This window comes from Caballeronia sp. dw_19 (assembly GCF_018449515.1).
In the GTDB taxonomy this organism is placed as follows: Bacteria; Pseudomonadota; Gammaproteobacteria; order Burkholderiales; family Burkholderiaceae; genus Caballeronia.
In genome coordinates, this window is the sequence record NZ_JAAVUQ010000001.1 from 341,113 (window position 1) to 367,946 (window position 26,834).

The 26,834-nt window shown below is 62.2% G+C and carries 23 protein-coding genes; 7 read left to right on the forward strand and 16 right to left on the reverse strand.

The window, feature by feature from the left end:
* Positions 1-54 precede the first annotated feature (54 nt).
* The 4 genes from HB376_RS01405 (at position 55) to surE (ending at position 3,898) form a co-directional block, all read left to right on the forward strand.
* The gene (locus HB376_RS01405) at positions 55-1,368 is read left to right on the forward strand and encodes an acetyl-CoA C-acetyltransferase (RefSeq protein WP_213761636.1); all 1,314 of its coding nucleotides are present in this window, start codon (positions 55-57) and stop codon (positions 1,366-1,368) included.
* Between the two features lie 183 nt (positions 1,369-1,551).
* Positions 1,552-2,553 (forward strand): DUF1571 domain-containing protein, encoded by a 1,002-nt coding sequence (locus tag HB376_RS01410; RefSeq protein WP_213761637.1) that lies wholly within the window; start codon positions 1,552-1,554, stop codon positions 2,551-2,553.
* Positions 2,554-2,754: 201 nt separating this feature from the next.
* Positions 2,755-2,994: a hypothetical protein gene (locus HB376_RS01415; RefSeq protein ID WP_213761638.1), complete on the forward strand. Its 240-nt coding sequence runs from the start codon at positions 2,755-2,757 to the stop codon at positions 2,992-2,994.
* Positions 2,995-3,106: 112 nt separating this feature from the next.
* The gene (gene surE / locus HB376_RS01420; RefSeq protein WP_213761639.1) at positions 3,107-3,898 is read left to right on the forward strand and encodes a 5'/3'-nucleotidase SurE; all 792 of its coding nucleotides are present in this window, start codon (positions 3,107-3,109) and stop codon (positions 3,896-3,898) included.
* Between the two features lie 53 nt (positions 3,899-3,951).
* Here surE and HB376_RS01425 read toward each other — a convergent pair whose 3' ends face one another.
* The 13 genes from HB376_RS01425 to HB376_RS01485 all read right to left on the reverse strand — a co-directional run bounded on the left by HB376_RS01425 (position 3,952) and on the right by HB376_RS01485 (position 17,651).
* The gene (locus HB376_RS01425) at positions 3,952-5,343 is read right to left on the reverse strand and encodes a sigma-54 dependent transcriptional regulator (RefSeq protein WP_213761640.1); all 1,392 of its coding nucleotides are present in this window, start codon (positions 5,341-5,343) and stop codon (positions 3,952-3,954) included.
* Between the two features lie 116 nt (positions 5,344-5,459).
* Positions 5,460-7,205 carry a TadG family pilus assembly protein gene (locus tag HB376_RS01430; protein ID WP_213761641.1) on the reverse strand — a complete coding sequence of 582 codons (1,746 nt, stop codon included), beginning with the start codon at positions 7,203-7,205 and terminating at the stop codon, positions 5,460-5,462.
* Between the two features lies 1 nt (position 7,206).
* Positions 7,207-7,596: a DUF3613 domain-containing protein gene (locus tag HB376_RS01435; protein WP_255631098.1), complete on the reverse strand. Its 390-nt coding sequence runs from the start codon at positions 7,594-7,596 to the stop codon at positions 7,207-7,209.
* Positions 7,597-7,607: 11 nt separating this feature from the next.
* Positions 7,608-8,474 carry a pilus assembly protein gene (locus HB376_RS01440; RefSeq protein ID WP_213761891.1) on the reverse strand — a complete coding sequence of 289 codons (867 nt, stop codon included), beginning with the start codon at positions 8,472-8,474 and terminating at the stop codon, positions 7,608-7,610.
* Between the two features lie 85 nt (positions 8,475-8,559).
* A complete protein-coding gene (locus HB376_RS01445) occupies positions 8,560-9,582 on the reverse strand; it encodes a type II secretion system F family protein (RefSeq protein ID WP_213761642.1) in 1,023 nt (340 codons plus the stop codon).
* A gap of 2 nt (positions 9,583-9,584) precedes the next feature.
* A complete protein-coding gene (locus HB376_RS01450; RefSeq protein ID WP_213761643.1) occupies positions 9,585-10,601 on the reverse strand; it encodes a type II secretion system F family protein in 1,017 nt (338 codons plus the stop codon).
* Positions 10,594-11,970 (reverse strand): CpaF family protein, encoded by a 1,377-nt coding sequence (locus HB376_RS01455; protein WP_213761644.1) that lies wholly within the window; start codon positions 11,968-11,970, stop codon positions 10,594-10,596. The genes HB376_RS01450 and HB376_RS01455 overlap by 8 nt, the downstream gene beginning before the upstream one ends.
* A gap of 3 nt (positions 11,971-11,973) precedes the next feature.
* Positions 11,974-13,377 (reverse strand): fimbrial protein, encoded by a 1,404-nt coding sequence (locus HB376_RS01460; protein ID WP_213761645.1) that lies wholly within the window; start codon positions 13,375-13,377, stop codon positions 11,974-11,976.
* A gap of 129 nt (positions 13,378-13,506) precedes the next feature.
* Complete coding sequence (locus HB376_RS01465) at positions 13,507-15,027, reverse strand: type II and III secretion system protein family protein (RefSeq protein ID WP_213761646.1); 1,521 nt, start codon at positions 15,025-15,027, stop codon at positions 13,507-13,509.
* Positions 15,028-15,157: 130 nt separating this feature from the next.
* Entirely contained in the window at positions 15,158-16,123 is a 966-nt protein-coding gene (gene cpaB, locus HB376_RS01470; RefSeq protein WP_213761647.1) for a Flp pilus assembly protein CpaB, read from the reverse strand.
* Between the two features lie 33 nt (positions 16,124-16,156).
* A complete protein-coding gene (locus tag HB376_RS01475) occupies positions 16,157-16,576 on the reverse strand; it encodes a TadE family protein (RefSeq protein ID WP_255631128.1) in 420 nt (139 codons plus the stop codon).
* Between the two features lie 110 nt (positions 16,577-16,686).
* Positions 16,687-17,250 carry a prepilin peptidase gene (locus HB376_RS01480; RefSeq protein WP_213761649.1) on the reverse strand — a complete coding sequence of 188 codons (564 nt, stop codon included), beginning with the start codon at positions 17,248-17,250 and terminating at the stop codon, positions 16,687-16,689.
* Between the two features lie 239 nt (positions 17,251-17,489).
* A complete protein-coding gene (locus HB376_RS01485) occupies positions 17,490-17,651 on the reverse strand; it encodes a Flp family type IVb pilin (RefSeq protein WP_213761650.1) in 162 nt (53 codons plus the stop codon).
* An 869-nt stretch (positions 17,652-18,520) separates the two neighbouring features.
* On the opposite strand from HB376_RS01485, the gene HB376_RS01490 reads away from it, so the two are divergent.
* The 3 genes from HB376_RS01490 (at position 18,521) to HB376_RS01500 (ending at position 23,321) form a co-directional block, all read left to right on the forward strand.
* Positions 18,521-20,467 (forward strand): collagen-like triple helix repeat-containing protein, encoded by a 1,947-nt coding sequence (locus HB376_RS01490; RefSeq protein ID WP_213761651.1) that lies wholly within the window; start codon positions 18,521-18,523, stop codon positions 20,465-20,467.
* A gap of 516 nt (positions 20,468-20,983) precedes the next feature.
* On the forward strand, positions 20,984-22,687 hold the full coding sequence (locus HB376_RS01495; protein WP_213761652.1) for a POTRA domain-containing protein: 1,704 nt from the start codon (positions 20,984-20,986) through the stop codon (positions 22,685-22,687).
* 160 nt (positions 22,688-22,847) lie between these two features.
* Entirely contained in the window at positions 22,848-23,321 is a 474-nt protein-coding gene (locus tag HB376_RS01500) for a DUF2147 domain-containing protein (RefSeq protein ID WP_213761653.1), read from the forward strand.
* Between the two features lie 110 nt (positions 23,322-23,431).
* Here HB376_RS01500 and HB376_RS01505 read toward each other — a convergent pair whose 3' ends face one another.
* The 3 genes from HB376_RS01505 to lpdA all read right to left on the reverse strand — a co-directional run bounded on the left by HB376_RS01505 (position 23,432) and on the right by lpdA (position 26,721).
* The gene (locus HB376_RS01505) at positions 23,432-23,908 is read right to left on the reverse strand and encodes a transposase (RefSeq protein ID WP_213761654.1); all 477 of its coding nucleotides are present in this window, start codon (positions 23,906-23,908) and stop codon (positions 23,432-23,434) included.
* 166 nt (positions 23,909-24,074) lie between these two features.
* Positions 24,075-25,172: a cell division protein ZapE gene (gene zapE, locus HB376_RS01510; RefSeq protein ID WP_213761655.1), complete on the reverse strand. Its 1,098-nt coding sequence runs from the start codon at positions 25,170-25,172 to the stop codon at positions 24,075-24,077.
* Positions 25,173-25,290: 118 nt separating this feature from the next.
* On the reverse strand, positions 25,291-26,721 hold the full coding sequence (gene lpdA / locus HB376_RS01515) for a dihydrolipoyl dehydrogenase (protein WP_213761656.1): 1,431 nt from the start codon (positions 26,719-26,721) through the stop codon (positions 25,291-25,293).
* Between the last annotated feature and the right edge of the window lie 113 nt (positions 26,722-26,834).

Below are 26,834 nucleotides of genomic sequence, written 5' to 3' on the forward strand. Positions count from 1 at the left end.
GCCAACTGAAGCCGATCTTGAAGCACCCGCCGTATCCTTCGACGAGACCTCATCATGACTGTGAGCGCCCCTCCCGCCGTACGTCGCGTGGCGATCCTCGGCAGCAACCGGATCCCGTTCGCCCGCTCCGGCACGGCGTACTCGACGGCATCGAACCAGGACATGCTGACGTTCGCGCTGCAAGGCCTGATCGACCGATACGATCTGCACGGCCTGCGGCTCGGCGAAGTCGCGGCGGGTGCAGTGGTCAAGCATTCACGCGACTTCAATCTCACGCGCGAGGCGTTGCTGTCCACCACCCTTGCCCGGGAAACGCCCGCCTACGACGTGAGCCAGGCGTGCGGAACGGGCCTTGAAACCGCGATCCTGGTCGCGAACAAGATTGCGCTCGGACAGATCGACGCAGGCATTGCGGGCGGCGTGGATACGACTTCCGACGCGCCTATTGGCGTGAACGAACGGATGCGCAAGATCCTGCTCGAAGCGAACCGCGGCAAGTCCACGGCACAGCGCATGAGCGCGCTGGCGAAGCTGCGTCCCGGCATGTTGATCAAACCCGCGCTGCCGCGTAACAGCGAACCCCGTACCGGCCTTTCAATGGGCGAGCATTGCGAGTTGATGGCCAAGCGCTGGAAGATATCGCGCGAGGCGCAGGACGAACTTGCGATCGACAGTCATCGAAAGCTGGCGGCCGCGTACGAGCGCGGTTTTTTCAACGACCTGATGACACCGTACAAAGGTCTTTCACGCGATAACATCCTGCGGCCGGATCTCACGCCCGAGCAACTCGCTGCGCTGAAACCCGTCTTCGACCGCGACGCCGGGACGCTCACAGCCGGCAATTCCACGCCACTCACCGATGGCGCGTCAGCGGTGCTGCTGGCGTCCGAAGAATGGGCGGCCGCGCGCAACCTGCCCGTGCTTGCTTATCTCACGTTCTCGGCAACCGCGGCCGTCGATTTCTTCGACAAGAAAGAAGGTCTCCTGATGGCACCCGCTTATGCTGTCCCGCGTTTGCTCGAACGCGCGGGACTGGCGCTGCCCGACTTCGATTTCTACGAGATCCATGAAGCATTCGCGGCGCAGGTGCTGTGCACGCTCGCGGCGTGGGAAGACGAGGAATACTGCCGCACGCAACTTGGGCTGGACGGCCCGTTCGGGTCGATCGAGCCCAGCCGCATGAACATCAATGGCGGGTCGCTGGCAACGGGTCATCCGTTCGCGGCGACCGGTGGACGGATCGTGGGGACGCTTGCCAAAATGCTGGCGATACCGGCACGGGAGCCAGGCGACACGCGCACGCGCCGTGGGCTCATCTCCATCTGCGCGGCGGGCGGACAGGGGGTGGCCGCCATTCTCGAACGTTGATGCCGGCTGGCGGGCGAAGCAGGTTTGTCGATGGCATCCATCTGAAGAATCTGAAGATAAAAACGCAACGTGCCGGAATTTCCGGTCTCCCCGATGCGTTCTAAGACATGGAAAGGTTTTCGCCGTGAACTGCGCAACGGCAAAAAGCAGCCAAAGCAGAACGAACGGACCACGGAGAACTTCATGCACCGAGCACGACGGCGCCGCCAAAACCGCAAGCTGATCCGCGCAAGCGCCTGGGTCTCGAGTCTGCTCGCTGCCCTCGCCCTGTCAGCCATAGCCGTGTCCGCCAGCGCGCAGGAGGCGGTGAGCACGGCAACGGCCACGATCGCACTGCCGACGTCCGCCGCCACCTCCGCAGCCGGTCCGGCGCTCTCCGCCGGCGCAACGAGTACGCCGCCGAAGACGCCCGCGGCGCAGGTCGGCAAACTCCCGCTCGATAGCCAGGTGCGCTGGCTGAGTCGCGCCGCGCGGAGCGGGATGCTGGCCAACATGAGTGACCCGGCGCTTGTTTCGCTGTTCAAATCGCTTGATCCCCTGGCGCTGCCGCGCTATCTGAAGGACGGCCCGAACGGTTATCCGTCGTATGAGTTCACCATGCTGCGGCGTGAGCGTATCCATGGCCAATGGCCGGATCAGGCCGACCACATGCTGGTGCGCGTGACACGCGACCCGCTGCGGGTCTACGCAAAATGGCTGCCGGACGGTGCACACGCGGGTCAGGAGATTCTCTACGACGAAACCGCCCGCCCCGATGAAATGTACGGTCATCTAGGCGGTTTGCTAAAGGTGATTGCGCTCTGGACGTCACTCAACGGCGCGCTCGCGCGCTCGCAATCGCGCCATTCGGTCCGCGATCTCGGTACCGAATACATCACGCAGCAGTTCCTCGCCGAAGGCAAGAAATTCGCCGACGCCGGAGTCATGCGCGCCGAGGACATCGAAGTGAAAACGATTGATGGTGCCCGCGTGGTTGCCTTCACTTACGAAACCCCTTCTGGACAGCCCGAGTTCTACGCCAAGAAAGAAGTCCTGGGACTGGACCTGAGGCGGCCATATTTCCGGACGGCGGAATCCTTCGACAACGACGGCAATATCTTCGAAAGCATCGTGTTCCAGACCATCGTACCGAAGACATTCGACGACACCACGTTCAGCCCCGTTAACCCGGCTTACAATTTTTAGCCCGCACTCGATTGCGTTCATGGCGCGTGTTCAGACCGGGGGCATGCGTGGCTTTTGGCAGGTTTTAAGTTTCGCCTAAGACTTGACCGATACCCTGCCCCAACTTCATTGAAACTTCACGCGCCGCTGGGTGGTGCGACATGGTGCGATCGACGCGCTGCACGATACACAAAGACAAAGCATTAACGAAAGGAGTTCGTCATGAACCTCCGCGACGCATCGGCTCCAGTACGGGCCATCAAACGATTACTCAGCCACCACGAGATCGCCACGCTGCTATTGCTGCTGCATGCGCCGATCGACGCAATGGCCGCACCCCCCGACGTTGCCTCGCTGAGCGAATACGGCTACGTGGAGATGGTATCGCCCACGCCGGGCGAGTCCAAGTTCCGGCTGACCGACGACGGCAACGCAGTGCTGCGCGGACTCGGCATCAAATAGATCCGGCCAGGACGCTATTCACAAACGCACTCGTTCACGCTTTCACCCCGCATCGCGATCTCTGGAATAATCGATTGAGTGACGCTTTCCCTCAATCGAAAGGAGATTTGCAATGCCCGCTGCAATACCTGCTTCCCGGCCCAGATTTGCACGCGTTCTGCTGACCAACGACGATGGTATCGACGCACCCGGCCTCGCCGTGCTCGAAGCGGTAGCCGCCGAACTCGCGGACGAAGTGTGGATCGTCGCCCCGGAGCATGACCAAAGCGGCACGTCGCATTCCATCAGCCTTCATTCGCCGCTGCGCGTGAGCGAGCATGGCAAGCGTCGCTTCGGCGTGCTCGGCACCCCGGGTGATTGCGTGGTGATGGCCGTGCGGCATCTGATGCGGGACGCGCCCCCCACGCTATTGCTGTCGGGCATCAACCGCGGCGCGAACCTGGGCGTGGAAACCATGTTTTCCGGCACGGTCGGCGCGGCCATGACAGGCTTGCTGCTCGGCTTGCCATCCATTGCATTGAGCCAGACTTTCAGTGACCGCGACAACGTGCGCTGGGATACCGCGCGCGAACTCGCGCCCGGCGTGATCCGCTCGCTGCTCGCCATCGAACACGATGCGCCGACCTGCTTCAACGTGAATTTTCCGGATATAGACGCCGCGCTGGCCGGCCCGCTTACCCCGACTCGCCAGGGCGTGGGATTGGTGGAAGGTATCGACGTCCTGCCGCAAATCGATCCGCGTGGCCTGCAATATCACTGGCTGCGTTTCCAGCGCGGTCCGCGCGAAAATGCAGCCGACAGCGAGACGGCGGTGGTCGCATCGGGACGCGTGTCGGTGACGCCGCTGCAATTCGAACGCACCGACGAACGCACGTTCGCTACGTTGACGGCGGCGCTGGCGTAGACGTCAAACTAAGCGGCGAGAGCGTTGGATTCGATACCTCCGCCTGCAACGTCTCAACTCACAATGCGCGTTTCAGGTTCTTCATCGAAGATCTGGAACTTGCGCATTTTTTCCCACAGCACCTTGCGGCTGATGCCCAGGTAACCCGCCGTGTCCTGACGCCGCCAGCCGTTCACCTCCAGCGCGGCCAGCACGCGGTTGCGCTCGTTCATGTCCCACTTGCTACGGTCAACAATCACTTCGGCGCTCAGCTCGGGCGGCACCGGCTGCGAGGTGCGGGCAAGCGCGAGCAGGCGCTGCAGCCGCGCGGTGTCCCATGAGCCCACTTGCCGCACGGTCACGCCTATGCGCTCCGCCAGATTGCGCAATTCGCGCACGTTGCCGGGGAAATAACTATCAGCGACAGCATCAGCCAGCCAGTACGGCAACTCGGGCAAGGTCGCGAGCTTTTCCTGCCCCACCACCTGCGCGATGAACGACTTGAACAACGCAATCTTGTCGAGCGCCCCGCGTTCCTCCAGCGACGGAATCTTCAACTCGATCACCGCCAGCCGATAGTAAAGATCCGCGCGAAAGTCACCCTCCTTCACCCGTTGCGGCAAGTTCTTGTTGGTCGCCGCGACCAGCCGGAAATCCACCTTGACCGGCATGGTCGACCCAATCCGCGTGACCGCACTGTCTTCCAGCACGCGCAATAACTTGACCTGCTGATACAGCGGCATATCGCCGATCTCATCGAGAAACAGCGTGCCGCCATCGGCCTGCTCGAAGTAGCCTTTGTGCGCGATCACAGCGCCGGTGAACGAACCTTTCGCGTGGCCGAAGAACAGCGATTCGAACAAGCCATCGGGAATCGCGCCGCAATTGACCGGCACGAACGGTCCCTCGGAATAACGCTTGTGCTGTTCGTGCAGCATCTGCGCAATGCGTTCCTTGCCCACGCCGGTTTCACCATGCACGAGCACACTGGTGTCGCAATCAGCGAAGGTCTGCACTTCGCGCAGCAATGCTTGCATGCACTCCGCATTCGCGATCAGCGCACTCGATTCCTGCACTTGCTCCCCATGCGCGCGCAATTGCTGGGCAAGCTTCGCCACCATCCGGCGCAACTCGGCGCCGGTGAAATCGAGCGGCAGGATATGCGAGTAGTCGGTCGGGAAAACGCTGGTGTCGCGCTCACGCGGCGCCGCGCCCACCCAGATCACCGGCATGCCGCGATGCGCTTCCCAATCGCGCAATGCGAACGCGCCCGTGTCGATCACGCTCACGCTCACCACCGCGATTGCCTGGCGCTGGGCGTCCTGGACCGCGGCTATCGACATGCCGTCGGCGCGGATCACATCGACTTCGAAACCCGACATGCAGCGCACCACCTGCTCGACGATATCCGCCTTGCCTTCCCACACGTAAATATCGAGGTCATCGATTGTTGTCGCTGGTCTCATTCTCTCGATTCTCATGGCTTGCATCTTGTGGCTTCGCCGCCCGTTGCGGGTGTTCATCGCGTGGACGTTGGTTACTTTGTTAACGGCAACGCCGAGTTGCGGGTTCAATCATGCGTTCAATACTGAAGCTGCGACTGGCCGCACGTCAGCGACAGGTCATGCACGGTGCTCACGCCGATCTGTGCACCGAGGAGTTGCAGCACGGGCATAAGAACCGTGTCCAAGGCATTGAATACGGGCGTGAGCAGCGGCACGACAAAACCTGTCAGTATCTGGCCAACGGCTGAACCAAGCGGTAGCTTGATCCCGAGTACCGTCACGGTCAGTCCGTTCTGGGCGGACAACTGCGTGGCGAAACCCGTCGTCGCGTTGTACAGCACACCCCCCACCTGGTTCGAGTTCGTCGTCTGGTAATCGTCAGCATTGCCAACAATGCCATCGAATGTCATCGATGCAGCATTGGGTACGACAGCCGGAAGCGATGTGGCCATCTGAACGGTGATAAGACCGAGTACGTTGACAAGCGTGGCGGGCGCGCAACTGTAGGGCGCGGACGCGGAGAGGTTGGTGGGCGCATCACCTATGCACACGTTCGCAAGACCGGTCTGAACACCGACCACCGAGTTGCTTGATGCCTCGGTCGACAGGCACTGTGTGGAACTCAGCCACGCCGTCCCCGGCGATACGTACAGGTTGACCGGCAGCGTCACTATCGGGGCGCCAAGCCCCAACGGCAGTCCGGGCAACGCGCCAAGCGTCACCTTCAGAAACGCCCGCACCTGCGCCGTCGTGGCGATCGTGCGCCATGCGCCTGCCGGCGTCTTCCCGGCCTCGCCAACGGCCAGGACCGGCGGCTGGATCACTTGCACCTGCAATGTCGCCGTCGCCACCCCTAGGTTCAGAACCGTCGACACATTCACGGCGGACTTTCCAGCCTGTGCGATGTCGGCCGCGACAAACAATGCGTCCAGCGGGCTGATGGTTGCACTGAGCGCCGACTGCGTGTCGGCAAGGCCAACTTGCAGGAGACCCGTTCCTCCATTCACCGCACCGATAGCGAAGGTCTGCGAGCCAGGAATATTCGCGTTCGCGACGGCCTGCAACGCGCCAAGCGCGACCGATAAATTCGCGTTCGCAACCTGTGTGGTCTGCAACGCGGTAAGCATCAGATTGACGAATTGCCCGGCGGTAACGTTCGTCGCGAGCAACTGGTTCACGGTGCCCACCCCCGCTGCCGTGACGAGATCGCCTACCTGAATACGCGCTTGAGCAAGACCCGCGTAACCCGCCGCCGATATCTGCAACGCGTTGATATTCGTCCCGAGCATGGCGTTCAGCAGACCGGTAATGACGGTAGGATCGACGCTTGCCGTAGTCGTGCCGATAGTGAATGCCCCCACGTTGACCGCTTGTGCAAGCCCGGTCGCGCTGACTACGCGCCCTGCTCCCAGAAAGAAATAAGGCACTTGCTTGGACACCGTCACCTGCACCGCGTTACTCGGTGTAGCGTTCGCCGCGTAGTAGCTCGGCCCGGCATAGAGCGTCGGGTCCCAGCGCCCGCAGGTCGTGGTAATCGAGTTGCCTGACGCCGACGCGTTAAAGCCGTTCGCGCCCGCACTGCCGAGCGCGGTGGCCGGGGCGCGCGAGCAGGCGTTGTCGACGACCTGGGCGCCCGCATTCGCCGCCATGTCCGCCACGCTCTGCATGACACGTCGTTGATAAAATACGTTACCCACATCGATAGCAGCCAGCGCCGCGACCGCTACCAGTAGCCAGAACGCCGCCAACACGCTCGCCACGCCACGCTGGCGCTTGCGGCCACGCGGCGTGCGTCTGCCCGGCGATGTCGGCAGGTGATCCATGTCAGTTCGACGCTCCACCGCCTACCGCGCCCACCGATGAATCCAGATGTTCCGGGATCGGGTGATCGAAGGACTTCAGATAACGCGCGTACGCGGCACTCGCTTCCACACCCAGCATTGGCTGCGCCGGCGCCGCCAACTGGCCGCTTCGCTGCAACGCGAGCATGGAGTGGGCGGCGTCACCGATCTGCGTGACAGGCGCGTCCGTGTGCGACTGCGCTACCTGAACCGCCGGCGCTTCCGATGCTTGCTCCCGGGGCTGCTCTGTCAAACGCGTTTGCGTCTGCGCCATCGAGTGGGTGGCTATCGACATCAAGCCCAACGCGACCATCAATCCCGCAGCCTGACTCGCCGCTCTGGCCCGCCCTCGCCCCGTCCGATACTCATTCATGGTTCGTTCCTTCACCGTACGACCAGTTGCGGTTGATTGGCCGACATCGCGGCGGGTTGATCGTATGTCTGGGTCAGCGGCAATTGCGCGTTGAGCAGCGAATCGACCGTCCGCGGCGCGCGGACCATAGGAACACGCGCTTGCTCGGTTGTCGCCACCACAACCTCGGCCGCCCGTGCGTGCGTGGCCTGTGTCGAGGCCGCCGCAATGCGCTGCGCATCCGTGCGGATCGCATGCTGCACTTCCGGCGAAAATTTCTGCTGCGCGATCAGCCCTTGCGCCGCGGCGGGTTGCCCCTCGGCTAGCAGGAACAGTGCGACATTGCTCAGGATCTTCGGGTTGTCCTGCGCCAGCTCCGCGGCTTTCATCAGCGGTACGCGAGCGCCCGCCACATCGCCGAGACGCAAGCGCGCGTAACCCAGGTCCGATAGTGTGAGCGCGTCGGTTGGTTGCAGGCGCGTGGCGGCGTCAAACTCTTCGGATGCCTTACCAAATTCTCCTGCCGCGCCCGCCAGCAAACCGAGCCCGCGATACCCCCGCGCCGCCAGCGGCGTGTTCAGCAACTTCGTGTATGCGTCGGCGCTGCCCTGGGCCTGACCAGTCTGGCGCAGGGCGTCGGCACGCAGCAGAGTCGTGTCGGGCGTCGAGCCATACTGCTTCTCGTACGCGTCAATGTGCGCAAGCGACGCATAGAACAAACCCTGCGACTGCATCCGGTCGATCAGCGCGAGATACATGCCGGGTGTATCGGGCGCATCCTGTTTCTGTTGCGACTGCTGAAGCGCGGCCTCGCGCTCCGCCTGTATGCCGACCCCATAACCGCTGTCCATCTTCGACGCGCAGCCGCCCAGCCCCGCGAAAACGGTACAGGCAAGCATCAGGACAACCGCGAGCAGGCGGTTCTTGGTTGCGTCAATGGCGATCGATTTCATGGTGTCACTCTCTTCAACGTCTCTTCAACGTTTATTTATGTATCGTGGAAAGCGAATGGAACACGGCGATAAATCCCGGACCGGCTGTCATGATCAACAGGGCGGGCAGCAAGGTCACCACCATCACGCCGGTCATCTTCACGGTCAATGCGCCGATCCGTTCACGCAGCGTCGCGCGGCGCGACTCGCGCAACCGGTCGCCGAACTGGCGCAGCGGTTCCTGTACCGCGCCACCGTGCTTGTCGACCTGGACCACCAGCCGCATCACGGCATTCAGGTCGTCGTTCTCATAGCTCGTCGCGAGCCGGCTTAGCGACTGCTCACGCGTACGTCCAGTGGTGAACTGCCGGTGGGCCAGCGCGAGTTCCTGCGAGAGCACCGGCAGGACTGTTGCGAAGTCATTGATCATTACCTGCAGGCTCTGATCGAGCGACAAGCCGACGCCTTGGAGCAAACGCAGCAAGTCGACGAACATCGGCAACTCGCTTGCTACCGAGCGTTGACGCGCTTTCGCGCGGCGCCGCACGAACCACTTCGGCAACATGAACCCGAGACCGAGCGCGCCGATCATCCACATGGCGAGGCGGGGTTCCCCGTTGAACCAGACCAGCACAAGCATCGGCAGCAGCGCGGCGCTGCCAATCCGCGCTGCGAAGAAACGCGCGCGCGTGTTGGCACTGAGGAAACCGCATCGATCCAGCAACCGCCGGTCTTCAGGCGCCACCACAATGGCACCGAATGGCGTGTCCAGCCAGCTCATCGCCATACGGCTGAGCGTATGGCTGAGCGCATCGGCCAAGCGCGACAGGCGGCTGCCCTTGGGCCGCCCGCGCCCCGCCTCGCTCGTGTCCTTCGCGTCTGTCGTCTGCGGCGCCAGCTTGCCCGCTGCAATCGCGCGTGCCGCCGAGCTGGCCGCGCGTTGATCGAGCGCGTGGTCGAGCGTACGCGCGCCGCGCTGCATGCGCGCGAGGCCCGTGAATGCGAGCACGCCCAGCAAAGCGCATCCGAGCGCGGCGACGAGCAAGGCAAGAGCGAACACAGTGTGAGCGGTCATGTTCAATCCTTCAGGCGCGCCATCCGGTAAAGCAGGAAAGCGCCGAGCACTTGCAGCACCACCGCCACGTACACGAGGCGCTGGCCAAATGAATCGGACCACATCGCCTGGAAGTACGACGGGTTGGAGATCATCACGAAGCCGCCCAGCAGCGCCGGCAATAACCCGAGCACCCAGGCGGACAAACGCGTCTCGGTGGACAGCGCGATCAGTTCGCGCTCGGCCTGTTCGAGATCGCGCATCAGCGCCGCCATGCGATCGAGCATCACGTCGGAGCGCCCGCCGTATTTCACCGAGATGCGCAGCACCGAGCCGACCAGTTCCAGTTCGCGCACGCGATACACCGAGGCCACGTGCTTCAGCGCCACGTCTATTTCGACACCCGAGCGCAGCATCCGCGAGACCCGGTCGAGGCAATCGCGCAACGGCGCATCGGTGGTGGTCAATGCGGCCTGGAACGCGGCCGGCACGCTGTTGCCGATAGTGATGAGCCGCACGATGCCATCGAGGAATACAGGCAACTGGCGCGAGATCCGCTGATAACGTTTTTGTGCGCGCCATGAGAGGAATGCAAACGCGCAGAGCGCGCCGAAGACGACGAAACCCAGCGCAACCAGCCAATGCGTACGCAAACCAACCCAGCACGCGCCGGGCAGGATCACCGCGCCGGTGCTCAACAAAAAAGTGCGCGGACTGGCGATGCCCGCACGGCTCATCAGATTGCCGAAGCCATAAGCCATGCGCGCCTGCAGATGGCGCGCATGCTCGCGAACACCGTGCTGCATGGCGTTCGGCGGCAAAGCGGAAGGACCTGCAGAACGCATGCGCTGGCTGTTCCGGGCAGGCGTTGCGCGTGTTGTTGCGCCCGGCATTGCACCCTGTACCGACGCTACCCGCCGATCAACAAAACGGTCTGTCAACGCGCGTTCGCGGTTGTCCTGCGCGCGTTGCCACAGCAGCAGCCCGCCGGCCGCGCACAGCAGCGCCACGACCAGCACGAGGCCGATACCGCTAGACATTGAAGCCTCCTCCGGAGCGGCCGAAACCGCCGCCACCGCCTCCTCGCCCGAAGCCGTCGTTGAAGCTGTCCACGCCCCTGTCATTGCCGAGTGACTGGCGATACTTGGCAAGCTTGGGTGAGCTGGGATGAATGCCGAGCGAGACCCAGTTGTCCTGCTCCTCGCCGCCTTCCATGATCGGCTCGTAGCGGTACAACTCCTGCGTCGCGACAATGTTGTCCGAGAGCCCCGTCACTTCCGTCACCGACAAAATACGCCGCCGCCCATTGGACAAACGCCCGATCTGCACGATGAAGTCGATGGCATTCGCAATCTGCCGGCGCAAGCTCGACTCCGTGCCCTGGAAGCCCGCAAAACCCGCCAGCATCTCAAGCCGGTAAAGACATTCGCGTGCCGAACTCGCGTGGACGGTGCCCATCGAACCATCGTGACCGGTGTTCATGGCCTGCAGCATTTCCAGCACTTCGCCGCCGCGTACCTCGCCCACGATGATCCTGTCCGGCCGCATCCGCAGCGTGTTGCGCAAGAGGTCGCGAATGGACACCACGCCCGCGCCGTCGAACCCGCCCGGACGGCTTTCGAGCCGCACCACGTGCGGGTGATTGAGCGAAAGTTCAGCGGTGTCTTCTATCGTCACCACGCGCTCGTGCTTCGGAATAAAAAACGCGAGCGCGTTGAGCAGCGAGGTCTTGCCCGAACTCGTCCCGCCCGACACCAGCACGTTGCAGCGCGCAGCGACCGCCGCGTCGAGCAACCCGCAGATCTCCTGATCGAAGGTGCCGTTCGCGAGCAGGTCGTCGGGGCGCAGCGGGTCGCGCCGGAACTTTCGTATCGATACCACCGGCCCGTCGAGCGACAGCGGTTCGATCACCACGTTCACCCGGCCGCCGTCGGGCAGGCGCGCATCGACCATGGGATTGGATTCGTCCAGCCGCCGGCCGATAGGAGCGAGGATCCGCCGCACGATCCGCAGCAAATGCGCGTTGTCTGCGAAGCGCACCGGGATCTTCACAAGCATGCCGTGACGCGAGACGTAGACGTCGTCGAAGCCGTTGATGAGGATGTCCTCCACCGCAGGATCCGCGAGCAGATCCTCGATCGGCCCGAAGCCCGCCAACTCTTTCGTCAGGGCCTCCGCGATCAGCCGCACTTCGCTCTCGTTCAGCGGAATGCGCCGCATCCGGACGAAGCCGTCGATCTCCAGGTCAACGAACTGCTGGATCGCCTGGCGCGACCATCGTCCAAACTCGGCGCCAAGCTCCTCAATCCGCGTAAGCAGATGCTCGTGCGCCGCGTTCTTGATGTCCTGGAACTGCTGCGTGTGCGCGAACGAAGTGGCGTCGTCGGCGAACTCGATGTCTTTTGCCATCGTCTATGACCGCTTGGTGAAAGTGGGAAAGAGCCGCTTGAGGAACTGTTTTGAGCCGCTCGACGCGCCGGCGAAATCCACCGTATTCTGCTTCAGTGCATCGGCGTCCATGCCGTCTGGCAACGGCACGAATGTGGGCGTGATGCTGTCGGCTGCGGCCATCTTGTGACCGCCAAGCCGCGCGACCAGCGGGTCCAACGCGCGTACATAAGCATCGCGCTCAGCGATATCCGCCAGCAGGCGCCCCTGGTTCACCGCGCGTCCAAGCGCCTGCGAGCGGGCAGGCAATACCGCGAGCAACGGTAGCCCAAGCCGCTCCGCGATTTGCTCTGCGCCAAATTGCAGCGCCGCGTCGAACTTGTTCACGACCAGATGCAACTTCTGCGGCGCATCGGCGGCCTCGCGCTCCTTGGGCAAGCGTGCGTCGGCATCGTGGACACGCATGCCTTCCAGCAACTCCATGGCGGACACCACGGACGCCACGTTCGGATCGCAGACCAGCCACACATTGTCCGCGGCGCGCGCCATCTGCGCGACAAACTCGAGGTTCGTAAAACCACCAAGATCGACGATCTGGTGATCGAAGAAAGTCCGCAGCCGGTTCACCAGATTCACCGCCGACGCATACGACACCTCGCGCATCGCCCCTAGATCCGGCGGCAATGTGGTCACCGCGAGGCCGCTGGCGTGGCGTCCGAAGGCCGTATGAACGAAGGTCTGGTCGAAGCGGCGCAGGTTGCGCACGGCATCGACGAAATTGAATTCGCTTTGTGTGTCGAGCAGCACTGAACTGTCTGCGGCGGGGATGCCCAGGTCGAGCAGCGCGGAGGTCTTCGATGCCGCCGCGCCACGTTTTTGCAACCTCACCGCCAGGTTCGCCGCCAGCGTGCTCACGCCCATGCCGATGCGCGCACCAAGCAGCACCGTAACCTGGCCGTGCCGGTTGGAAATGTGTTCCGTCTTCGCGGACTGGCTGGCCTGCTCGATCAGTTGTTTCGCAATCCGAAGTGCTTCGTCGGGTTCGCCTTCGACATCGATAAAATCACGCACACCGGCGCGCAATGCAGCAATCGCGCTGGCTGACTGCTGCAGGGAACCGAGCGCAACAATGGCCAAGCCCGGGAATGCATCGTGCACCGCGGTTGCCATCGCCGTCGCGCTTGCGATGCTGGCTTCGGGTGCTTCAAGCGGGGCACGGGCGAAGTCGATGAACACCATCGTGGCGCCCAGCGTCGATATCTTCGGCATCAGCGCAATAGCGTCGAAAGGCACGTGCTCGAGCGCGCCCAACGTGCCCAGCGCGCGAGCGAGCCAGGCCCGGCGTCCCGCATCCGAGCAGACGCACAGGAACCGGATGCCCGGAGAGCGCGCTTCTACGTCAGTCAAAGATAGAACTCTTGCGTTCATCGCCGCTTTCTCCTGCCACATCGGCGCGGGCAACGCTGCCAGCACACCTCGCCGCCCTTATCGTGGCGGACGGACTTGCACGCGCCTTCACTACTTGCCTGCCACCCTCTCCACCAGCGCTTGCGTCCGTCATTTCGAGAACCCCGGCACCGCGTCGCCCGATGCAATCCCACCCACGAACGAGCGCCACACGGGGCCGTCGCGCTGCTCGGATTGCTCGCCGGGCGTCGCGGGAAGCACAGCACCCTTGGCTATCGGCGAGACTAGATGCGGTGTCACAATGATCACCAGTTCGCGATCATTCTGCGTGTACTGCAAGGTCTTGAAGAACGCGCCGATGATCGGCAAATCTCCGAGCACCGGCACCTTGTCGACGTTCGATGCCGTCTCGCGATCGATCAGGCCACCGATCACGAAGCTCTCGCCGTCGCCCAGTTCCACTGTGGTATCCGCGCGCCGTGTGGTGATGGCCGGCACCGAAATACCGTTGATGGTCAGCGCGTGCGTGAAGTCGAGCTGGCTCGCTTCTGGCGCGACTTTCAGCGCGATCCGCCGCGGCCCGAGTACGGTCGGCGTGACCGTCAGTCCGATGCCGTAGGGCTTATAGACAATGCTGATTGTTCCAAGCGACTGCGGCACCGGTATCGGGATCTCGCCGCCGGCGAGAAAGCTCGCGCTCTGCCCCGACAACGCGACAAGCGTCGGCTCAGCCAGCACGCGCGCCAGATTGTTCGATTCGAGCAGGCTGAGATTCGCGAAAATTCCGCGAGTACCGAGGTTCACCATCAAGTTGAACGCGCTGCTGATTGGCGACGTGGATGTGACCTGCAAATTCGGGGTCGCGCCGCCCGTATATGATGTCAGCGACGAAGGCGAGAAGGTGCCGAATGCAAACGCGTTGTTCTGTTTGAAGAGATTGAAACCCGCTTCCTTCAGCACGGCCTTGCTGAACTCGACCACCTTCACGTCGACCTGCACGACAGGACTTGTCGCTACGGTGGAGACATCGAGGACATCGCCGTCCTTCGTACTGGCTCCCCTGCCGTCCCCGGTTGCAGAGGAGTCCGGTGAATTCCCGCTTTGCCCTCCCGGACCCTTGCCGGATGCGCCCGATGACGATTCGGATGAACCTGCGGTTCTCGCAACCGACCTCGCTACAGTCAATGCGCGCTGATGCGATTCCATGCTCGCGGCAGACCCCGTGACCACCGCGGTGCTGCCAAGCACGTTCACCGCGGGTGTATCGCTGCCGAGCAACTCATGGGCGGCCAGTGTAGTGACGTTGATCGTGTAGGTCTGCGGCGCGCTCTGGCCGCGCTCCCAGATCATCATCTCGGTGCGTCCCGCGCTTTTTCCAACCAGCAATAAACCGCCGTTTGCGCCACCGCTGCTCTTGAGCCAAAGCACGTCCGCGACCGCGGGGTCTCCCACGGCTACGCGCTGCAACGTGCGTCCCATCGCGATCTGCTTCTGCGCGCCGACCACGACGTCGATAACCCGCGACGACGCGGAGTCGGTCGCGCCTGCTGCGGGCCCGACAGTTTTCGCGCCAGCGAGCGTCGCCGCCGCACACGTGCATAGCAGCGCGGCGAGCAATAACCGACGTGCGTCAGAGACGCTGCGTCCTCGATAGAAACCCTTGGCTTTCATGATTTTTTATATATCGACTGCGTACTGCGTTGTCGCCATACGGCGGCATGGCCCCGAACTTCCTTTATGCTGGCTGCTACTTGTCCTTCTGCACACCCTTCTATATTTGTTTACGGCACGGCGATCATTTTCAGTACGCCACTTTTTCCCTATGCGCGCCGCGAATCAACTCAAGATCATTCGACACCGCCTGGACACGCGGCGCACGCGCCGCAGGCATGGAGGGCATGGCAGGTAACGGGGCGATGACTGGCATGCGCGCCGACCGCTCACCATGCGTACCCGCCAGCGCCTGAAGCGACAGACCAGCGGCTGCCCGCGACGCACTATCATTCGATATCCTTATCGATGCAAGAAGTGGCGCCATGGCAATCGGTTCGGCTGTGTCTGTATCGACGGGATTGCGCAGCGCCAGTACCAGGCGCCCCGCGCCTTCAGCGAGCGTGAGTGCGTCGATATCCGCAGTGCGCACGGCCAGCACCGCCGTACGCGCCCCCGCACCGCGCGGGGCATTGGCCGCGTTAGCCGCGGTGTCGGCTGCGTCCGACGTGCCGGGAAGGGTCTCATCGCCGAAACTGAGCACACGGACCCTCGACAACAACAGCCGTGCTTGCGTTGCCTCCACTTCCGCATCCGTGCCCGGGCCGGCGGACATATCGCGCTTGAGCATGAAAAACACATCGACGAAATTGCCAGGCCGCACCCGGTTGCCCACCGCATTGCCCTCGTCGACCCGCACCGCGATGGCCCGTTCGCCGGGCGCGATGGCATCGGCGAGTCCGGTGGTGAGGTTGGCCTCGGAGAGCGGCGTATTGGCCGCAATCGCGACGAGCGGCACGCGCCCGACAAGACCGGTAGCATCGGCGAACTCGCCGGCTCCGCGCGACGGCGCCATCCGCAGCGTCAGGGCATCGGCGTCGATCGGCTTGCCGGCGGAGAGGTCGCGCGTGGCGACGACCACCGGGAAACTGGCCTGACCCTGCACGATTTGCGGTACCGGCGCCGGAGGACGACGAGAGAGCGACCACGCGAAAATGCCAAGCAACGCGGCGAGCACGATCAGGGAAACAGCAAGGATGCGGGTAATGTTAGCCATGATCGTCTTGGTCGTTTCAAACGTGAGCAACGCTTAAAACAGGTTCTCCGGGTTCAGTTGCACCATCGCACTTGCAGTGAGACTTGCTGGCACCGGCAGCCCGATCAAAGGCAGTGGAGGCACCAGCGGCCGGCTTGCGTAGTTGTAGTTGAGGGCGACGTTCACGCATTGCATCGTGGCGTCGAAGGTGCATCCTGCATACGTCGCGGTGCAGGGAGCGCTGCCCGCTAGCCAGTTCACCAGACCCGTCGCCGTGGCGCAAGCCGCGCTCGCGCGCAGCGCGAGCGCGCTGGCTGCGCTGGTTGCACCGGGCTGGTAACGCAGCGCCGCCCGTGCCCCCTCCGACGCAGCCAGCGTGAGCGACTGCTGCGCGACGAAGACCATGCTGTAGGTGACGATCGCGTAGAACACGAGGAAGAAAAGCGGAAACACGATGGCGAATTCCACCGCCATGGTTCCGCGCTGCGCGCGGCGTCGAGCGTCGAGCGGCTTGGCATGTGCGAGGGAATGTGCGTGATCACGCCGGCAGGCGGGCGAGACGGGCCGCGCGGAGTTGAGTAGGGTCATCGGGCAGCCTCAAAGACTTGCAGCGTCAGGCTTCCTATTGCGGACACGGCGAGCAACGCGGCGTACGGTGTTGCGCGGCGGCCTCCGACCATGAAGGTGTACGGGGATGATCGTTCAACGCCGGTGACATCGCGAGGGCGGCTCACGTAACCATCAGTATTTGGTGAGGACTCCAACGAACTTTCAGCGCTCTGGCGCCTCCCCTCGATCACCGCCGACGCAAGCAAATACAGCGCGTGAACACCAGCGGCAATACTGGCCACGATCCACAGCGCAGGTAACGCGTGAAAGCCGCACCATGCGCCGAGCGTGGCGAACACCTTGACGTCGGCGGCGCCCATCAGGCCAATCAGGTAGAACGGCAAGAGCGCAAGGAGCCCGGCCAGGAGACCTAGCGCAGCATCGGATACATCGATGTGAAAGGGTGAATGGCCGCTTGCGGCAAGCACACAAGCTACAGCCAGTCCCGCAATAACGAGCCAGTTGGGTATGCGGCGCAACCGGCAATCGAATAAAACGACCGCGAGCGCCCAGCTAATGAATAACGCGGCGTTAATCATGATGTGGACTCGCTTCGACCAGGCAAACTAATCCCGCCAGCCGCTATTTAAAGCAGCCGATTGGAAAAGCTCGACGTGACGCCTGCGCGCAGCAGATGCCCTGCGTGTGGGCGCATTAATGCAACTAATGCAACAACACGCAGTGATCCAGCCATACCGGCGAATAATCCGGCATAGACAGTTAATTGCTAGCGAGAAGAATGTGACGCCTGATGCCCGGCGGCGCGAAGCCCGTTCCGCTAAAGCGCGGTCACGATATTCGTGAACACGGTCTGCAGTTTAGTGACAACGTCACCTATCGACACCGCGAGTGCAGCCGCAATAAGCCCTGCAATAAGCGCGTATTCAATAGCGGTGACGCCGCGTTCGTCTTTGACGAAGTGCTTGATCAAATTAGACATGATGCTTTCCTCGGATATTTTTAATGGCCATGTGACAAATGATCCGGCATTTTTCTGGGTCGCCGCCCGCGGGTTCTCTCTTCCCCGCGGGCGTAGCTCCGCTTGCCTTGGATGCGCGTCGTTGCGCGCGATTTATTTGCCGCTTCTCTCAGGTTCCAGATTTGTAGTCGATGGTGCCTCCATCAGTCAGGATGTTAAATGATGCATCCTTGAAACGATTTATAGCCGAACGTTATCTCGAAATCAACGGGTGCCAAGCAATAATTTCATCGGTTGTTACCCTTGATCGGTAAGGTTTGTGCCGCGACAAGGCTTTGTAGTCAAACACTTACCGCTACCTGTCATTTTTTGTGTAATTAGCCAAACGATCCGACAGCTAACCCTCTAGTTAACGGAAGACCTCTCATTAACTTTATGTTTTTTTATCCAGCGTGTACTCTCTAGTTCAAACGCATTATTCGGTTGACTAAATGACGGCTCGGTGACGGCTCAGTGACGGCTCCATATTGGCAATCGTTCGCACTACCGCTAAATGACTGCCTGCCATTGCACGCGGGAGACAAGCCGTGTGATCGTGCATGACCACGTGCGCATTAAACGTCGAGTGTGTTGCAGAACGCGTAACGCGCGTTACGGCTTGAGACGTAACGACCTTCACCGCACGTTACGTTACGTGATGCCTCAGCGCGGCATCGCTTCATTTTCCCCAGAACTCCCGACTACCGGCAAAGCCATGCCAGGCCTTATACCGTCTGGTTAACCCGTTGTGCGCGCCAACCCTTTGTCCTCCTTGATACAAATGGCACGGGTCCTGCAATAAGACGATGGCAGTTCAAAAAGCAAAAAACTAAATACCATCCGAGGGCGTTATGAAGACCATCCAAATCCAAAGCGGCGCATTGCGCGTCACCCTCCTCACCGCAGCAGTCGCGACCATGCTGACCCTTGGCGCCTGCGGCGGTTCAGGTTCAACCAGCAAGCAATTAGGCAGCGCTGGAACCGGCGGCATACCGACAACCGGCGGCGGCGGTACGACTGGAGGTGGCGGAACGGGCTCGGGCGGCGGCGCCGGTTCAGGTGGAACAGGAACTGGAGACGGAACGGTCGCTGGCGGGGGCGCCAATGGCGGCGGGTCGGGCGCGGGTGGCGGAGGCGCCGGCACGGGCGGCGGCGGTACCGGATCGGGCGGTGGAACGGTCATCGGCGGCGGTGGAACGGGTGGAGGAACAGCCGGCGGTACGGGTGGAGGAACCGGTGGAGGAACCGGTGGAGGAACCGGTGGAGGAACAGGCGGCAGCACGCCGGTCACGACCCCGGTTGCAGCCTTAGCTGGCTCAGCGGGCAACGTTGTATCTGCAGTGGGCAATGCAGTGACGGGCGTAGGCACGGTCGTCGGCAACGCAAACATTCCTGGCGTCAGCCCCGCCACGACACAGGCGGCAGGCGGTGTCGTCTCGCATCTCGGCGATGCCGTCGATGCCCTGGGCAACGGCGTCTCGCAAGGCCTCGGCCAGATCGGTTCGAGTGCCAACCCGGTGGGCACGACGCTCGCCAGCACCGGTAACGTCGTTCAGCAGGCAGGTGCTGCTGTCAGCAGCGCTGGCGATCTCGTAACAAGCGTCGGCAGCGGCGCGCTCTCCCCGCTCGCACCCGTGACAACGCCGTTGGGCAACGTGGTAAGCACGCTCGGCGATGCAGTTACACAAACCGGCGGCGCGCTCGGCACGACGCTTTCGACTGGCGCAGTCAGCCAGATCACGCAGCAGGTCAGCACGGCAATCACACCGATCACGGCGTTGGCCGGCTCGCTGACACAGACCGTCGGCTCGGCCACCGGTCTCGGCGCGCCGATCAATAACCTGCTCGCGACGCTCGGCGGCGTACTGGACTCGGCGGGGCACACGGTGGCATCGACGGGTAACAACCCCATCTCGACCGGTCTGGGCGGCGTAGTGTCCGCGACAGGAACCACGCTTGCATCGGCCGGCGGCCTTGTGAACGGCACTCCGGGCACGAATCCGTTATCGCCGATCAGCGGCATTCTCTCCGGCCTGACAGGCGGTTTAGGCGGAGCGAGTGGCACAGGCGGCCCCCTCGCCCCGATCACGGGTCTCGTCAGCGGCTTGACGGGAGGATTGACGGGCATCGGCGGCGCGGGCGGCGCAGGCGGCCCCTTGGCTCCGGTCACGGGTCTGGTCGGCGGCTTGACCAGCACGGTCGCCAGCCTTGGCGCGGCGCCGGGCTCAGCCGGTCCGCTGGCGCCTGTTGCAGGCCTGGTCAGCAGCTTGACCGGCACGATTGGCGGCGCGGGCTCGACACCCGGCGCAGGCCCGCTCGCTCCGGTCGCAGGCTTGCTCGGCGGCTTGACGAACACGGTGGGCACGGTAGCCACCGGCGTAGTGACGCCCGTGGCTGGCGTGGTGGGCGGCCTCACGGGTGCGCTGACCAACGCGGCATCAGGTGGCTCGGCGGGATCGGCGGCCAATCCGCTGGCATCGGTCACCGGCCTTGTCGGCGGCTTGACGGGTGCCTTGACCGGCGCGGCATCGGGCACGGGCGCGGGTACGGGCGCAGCGAACCCGGTTGGCGGGCTGCTCGCGTCGATCACCGGAGCGGGCATAGGTGCAGGCGTAGGCGCGGGGACCACGACGACGAAATCGCCGTCGACCGGTGCAACGACGACCACTACCGGCGTAGGCGTTGGGGTAGGCCTCTCGAGCACCACAGGCAGTGGCGCTGGCAGCAGCTCGCCGGGCAACCCGCTGGGCAGCGTGACCTCGCTGCTGGGCGGCCTGCTCGGTGCGCATAACAAGTGATACAGACGCTGCCGCAACGCATGAGCCTCGAGGCTTTTCGCCTGGAGCGATAACTCGAGGCGACCGGGTCCGTGACCCGGACCGCCCCAGGTTCGGGTTCACGGTTTGAAACATCCTTTCGTTACGTCCTCGCGACGAGGAGGGTCGGGTACCGAACCCCTCAATGATCCCTTTCAGTGTCTGGTAAACCACGTGTTCCCCGGCGCCGCCCTCGGCGCCGGTTTCGCATCCGGCCGGATGTTTCTGCGCCTATACAACGACCCGAGACAAAATCCGGACAAGAAAATATCACAAGGACAACCGATGAAAATACCTACGACACATAGGCATGAACAAGAATAGATTGAGACAGGAATGAACAAGGCCAAAGGTTACGACCGCAAAGAGCCGTAATACAAAGATATGCAGTAGAAGCAACACCCAGCATCAAACGATGACGAACGCAGCAGGACCACGGGTCGTGTCGATCCGGCCTCCTCCGCAGTTCGCACGAAAAAAGCCAACGAGGGCCGTACCGTGAATATCAAGGAATGGAAATGGACGCTGCTGCTTGCGGCGGTGGCGGCGCATGCCGCCCAGGCGCAGACCAGCGGACAGGTTGCGCGGCCGGCGCTGGCGGGCAATCCACTGGACGCGTTGCCGCAAGTGAACGCGCCGCAAAAACCACCGGCCGTTACCGTCGATGTCCAGCCGCAAACCCCGCAGATCCAGGAACTGCTTGCGCGTCACCTGACGCCGAAAAAGATCGAGGTGGAAGGCGTAAAAGCCATTCCCTTCGATGAAGTCGCGCAACGCTTCAATCCACTGGTGGGCAAGGACGTCACCATCGGCGAACTGATGGAGACGGCGAACGGCGTGACCGCGCTTTACAAGGAACGGGGTTACGCGCTCTCCTTCGCCTTCGTGCCCGCGCAGACCTTCGAAAACGGCGTGGTGCGCATCACGGTGGTGGAAGGTTACGTAGCCGATATCAAGATCAAGGGCGACCCCGGCACCGCTGAAAAACGCATTCGCGCGATCGCTGACCGGATTCGCGCCGACCGGCCATTGCGGCAATCCACCTTCGAACGTTACGTCAATGTGCTTGGCCTCACCCCCGGCGTGAAGATCGCGGCAACTGTCGCGCCGCCGCAGACCACCGACGGCGCGACCACGCTCGATCTCGATGTCGAGCGCAAGCCGTTCACTATCGCGACCGGTATCGATATGAATCATCCTGGTGTGCAGGGCATTGTCACCGCGACGGAGAATGGCCTCCTTGGCCAAGGCGAGACGCTGGGAGTCTCCGCACTCCTGCCGAAGGGCCGCGACGATCAAACCTATTTCGACGTCAACGGCTCATTGCCGATAGGTACCGACGGCTTCACCCTCAAAGCCGATGCATCGCACTACTACGGACATCCCGTCGATAACCCTGGCCTGCCCTCCTACGTCGAGCGCACCGTCGTCAACGACAAAGCGGGCTTGTCAGCGTCGTATCCGTTCGTGCTGAGCAACACGCGCAGCCTGATCGGCACGGTGGGCGCATACGCGTCGCACGACGAGGACCGCTACAAGAACACCATCACGGGCGCACAACTTGGTCAGCGTTCGCAAGTGCGTGTGACTACATTGCAACTCGACTACACCGGCGTGGATACGGGAACCGTCAGGCGCGCAAGCCTCAACGTGGCGAAAGCATTCGATGTGCTTGGGGCGTCGAAGTCGGCGGACACCAACATTCCCGGGGTTATCACAACCAACCCCGCGTCACTTACGTTCGTGCGCACGGGTGCTACGGTTTCACAGACCAATGAATGGCCGTTCAAGATTGGCACCTCGATTGCAGCAACCGGGCAGTACAGCGCGGACTCCCTGCCGACCTCCGAGCAGATCGCGTTTGGCGGGCAGCGCTTCGCGCTTGGTTATGAGCCGGGAGAAGTATCGGGCGATTCGGGCTGGGCCGCATCGGCGGAAATCAACCGGCCCTTTGCGATCGGACTGGCGTTCATGAAGACCTTCACACCCTACGTTTCCGTCGATACCGCCCACACCTATCTCCACGCTGCCGGTTCGAAACCGAGCCACCTGGCATCGATAGGCATAGGCTTTCGGATCTCCGATGCCAAGTACTACAGCCTGGATTTATCGCTGGCGAAACCGGTGGGCGATGCCCCGGTGGAAGGCAACGGATCGCGGAGCCCGCGCGTAAACGCGACCTTTTCCTACCAATTCAATTGACAGGGGACAGACCGCAGCGAAGCAGCTGCCCGACTAGAGGGTTTGTACAAAACGCTCCCCATGCTTTGTCGTATTCTGTCCGGCACGCGGCGCCTGCGCAGCCGGCAATAATGACAACATGGTCAACAGATCAAGAGACGTTTTACCTCAAGGAGGAAGCATGACGAGACTTACCCAACGCGTGCATCGGCATGTCGGACGCATCCTGCTTGCCGGTGCACTACTCGCCGCGTCCGCAACAAGCATGGCGCAAACTGCGTCGCCTACGGGACTCTGGCAAACCATCGACGACAACACCGGTCAGCCCAAGGCGCTGGTGCAAATTATCCAGGACGGCGACGGTACATTCACCGGCAAGATCCTCACCGGGCTCGGCAGCAGCAACGATCCGACCCGCCGTTGCACGGCCTGCACCGATTCACGCAAGGACCAGTTGATGAAAGGCATGACTATCATCAATGGCATGAAACCCGATGGCGACACGTGGGACGGCGGCCAGATCCTCGATCCCGAGAACGGCAAGCTGTACAAATGCAAGATGCACCTGGACGATGGCGGACAGAAACTCGTGGTCCGCGGATATATTGGCGTGTCGCTGCTCGGACGTTCGCAAACCTGGATCCGACAGCAATAAAACCGCAGCATCCGAATGCGTTGCGTACAAAAAAACCCGTCTGGAGGCTCTAAGTCTCCAGACGGGTTTTTTATGCACGAGCGATCTTCACACGCGTATCAAGCCGTACATCAAGCCGCGTGACGCACACCGCCTCGTGGGTATTCAACCGCTTCGGCCGGGGTAAGCGGCACGAGCGGCATAAGCACTGGCCGTGCGTCGCCATGCATCTCGGCAGGCCGGGTGGTATCCGCCGCAACCGCATGGCCGCCCAACCTCTCTGGCAACTCGGTTGGCACTCGCATGCGCGAGGTCATCAACGAATACAAACCTTCACTCGCCACGCCGAACAACTGCTGCATCACCCGCCCAAGCACACCGGAGTCGTGCCACGCCTTGAAGCGGCGGTGACACGTCTGATACGACGGATATTTGCGCGGCAACGTTGACCACGAAGCACCGCTGTACATCACCCAGAGCACGCCGTTGAGCACGGCACGGGTGTTGGCGAGCGGTCGTCCGCGCAACTCGGAACGGGGTCGCAACTCTGGCAACAAAGGCGCGACCATTTGCCATTCTTCGTCGGACATATCGCGGTAAGGCTTCATGGTTCTCTCCAATCACAAGTAAGTGATTAGAAGATACCGATCTGCCGGAGACGCCGGAATAAGACATGTCCGAATCTTGAAATACCGTTCAGAGCCTTACAGCAGTAAGCTCTCGGCGAAATTATGAGTCTCGCATTGTCAATTCGCCCGTTTGGCCAACGCTGCGTCAGGTCAGCGACGTGTCCACCAGCCGACGCTCCGACTCCAGATATTCCTTCGACTGCATCTCGGTGATCCGCGACACCGTGCGCGTGAATTCGTTGGCCATCGGACCTTCCACGTACAGTTCTTCCGCAGGCACCGCCGCCGACATCAGCAATTTCACCTTGTGGTCATAGAACACGTCGATCAGCCACGTAAAACGCCGCGCCTCCGACGCATTGCGCGGCGACATCTTTGGAACGTCGGAGAGAATCACCGCATGGAAACGGCTCGCCAGTTCGAGGTAATCGTTCTGTGAACGCGGGCCGCCGCAGAGCGTGGCGAAGTCGAACCAGACCACGCCATCGGCTTTGCGCAGCGCCTTGAGTTCGCGTTTCTCGATCCGCAGGATCGGGCTTTCGTCCGGCACCGCGGCAAGCTTCGCGAAGTCGGCGCGCAGCGCTTTGTCGGCGGCGGCGCCTAGCGGCGTGTGATAAGCAGTCACTTGCGACAAAGTACGCTTACGATAATCCGTGCCGGCGTCGACATTGATCACGTCCAGCTTCGACTTGATCAGCTCAATAGCAGGCAGCAACCGGTCACGATGCAAACCATCGGGATACAACAAGTCAGGGTCGTAATTCGACGTCATCACGAACTGCACGCCGGCGCCGAACAAGCGGTCAAGCAGCCGGTAAAGAATCATGGCGTCGGCAATATCCGAGATATGAAACTCGTCGAAGCAAATCAGCCGGTAACGCTTCGCCACGCGTCGCGCGAGTTCATCGAGCGGATCGGACGTGCCCTTCAACTCTTCCAGCTCCCGATGCACCTCGCGCATGAATTCGTGGAAATGCAGGCGTGTCTTGCGCTGCACCGGCACGACCGCGAAGAAGCTGTCCATCAGGAAGCTCTTGCCGCGCCCCACGCCGCCCCACATGTAGACGCCACGCGGCAACTCCGGATGCGAGATCAGCTTCTTGAACGCGTTCGAGCGGCGCGCCTTGTACGCGACCCACTCGTCGTAGCAACGTTGCAAGCGTTCGACCGCCGCCAGTTGCGCCGCGTCCGACTGATAACCCCGCGTCTGCAGTTCGTGTTCGTAGTATTCGTTGACGTTCATGGTGCGAGGAAGTGGGTGCCTTGAATATGACCTGACAAGCCTGAAGGCCGTGGACAAAACAAAGGCGAGCGGGAAAACTCCCGCCCGCCTTCGTCCTGCTGCTCAACCGATGCCGCAATTACATATTGAGCGCGCGTTTGTCGACGGCGAGCGCGGCTTCGCGCATCACTTCGGACAACGACGGGTGCGGATGGCAGATCCGGCCAATATCTTCCGATGCCGCCTTGAACTCCATCGCCACCACGGCTTCAGCGATCAGGTCCGACGCGTTCGCTGCAATGATGTGGCAACCAAGCAGTTCGTCGGTCTTTGCATCGGCGATCATCTTCACGAACCCGTCAGCCTTGCCGATACCCAGCGCGCGGCCGTTCGCCATCATCGGGAACTGGCCGGTCTTGATCTCGCGGCCTTCGGCCTTGAGTTGCTGTTCCGTCTTGCCAACCCACGCAATTTCCGGTTCGGTGTAGATCACCCACGGAATGCAGTTGTAGTCGATATGCGGCTTCTGACCATCGATAATCTCGGCCACCAGCACGCCTTCGTCTTCCGCCTTGTGCGCGAGCATCGGGCCACGCACCACGTCGCCGATTGCGTACACGTTCGGCGCGCTGGTCGCGCAGTGGTCATCGACGGGAACAAAACCGCGTTCGTCCGTCTTCAGGCCGATCGCTTCCAGACCGAGGTTGTCCGTGTTCGGCACGCGGCCGATCGACACGATCAGGCGGTCAGCGTCCAGCGTCTGCGCGTTGCCGTCCTTGTCCGTGTAGGCCACTGAAACGCTCGAATCCGTCGTCTTCACTTCGCCGATCTTCACGCCGAGGTGAATGTCGAGACCTTGCTTCTTGAATTGCTTCGCGGCTTCCTTCGCCAACGAGTCATCGCACGCACCGAGGAACGCGGGCAACGCTTCGAGCACGGTTACGTCCGCACCCAAACGACGCCACACCGAACCCAGTTCCAGACCGATCACGCCAGCACCGATCACGGCGAGCTTCTTCGGCACGGCATCAAACGACAACGCGCCTTCGTTGTCCGCGACAATCTTGTTGTCGACCGTAATGCCCGGCAGATGACGCGCTTTCGATCCCGTCGCGATGATCACGTTCTTCGCCGTCACGGTTTCGGTTTCTGCTTCGCCGCTCACTTCGATCTGCACGCCGGCGTCCGTCTTGCCGGTGAACTTGCCATGACCCTTCAGCCACGTGATCTTGTTCTTGCGGAACAGGAACTCGATCCCCTTGGTCATCTTCTCGACAATGCCTTCCTTGCGGGCAAGCATCTTCGAGAGGTCGAGCTTCACGTCGCCCACATTGATACCGTGGTCGCCGAGGTGATGCAAAACGTTTTCAAATTCTTCCGACGAAGCCAGCAACGCCTTCGACGGAATGCAGCCCACGTTAAGACACGTGCCGCCGAGCTTCAGATTGCCGGCCGGGTTCTTCCAGCCTTCAATACACGCAACCGACTTGCCGAGTTGCGCCGCACGAATCGCCGCGATGTAACCGCCAGGGCCTGCACCAATCACGACGACGTCAAATTCTTTGGACATGACTATCCTTCTCTTGTTGGATACACGACGCGCCCGGGTCTACCGAACGCGCCATGAGTCCCAAATAAGGTTTTACTGCCTGATTTAAAGGGCTAACACAAGGGCTTACGCAA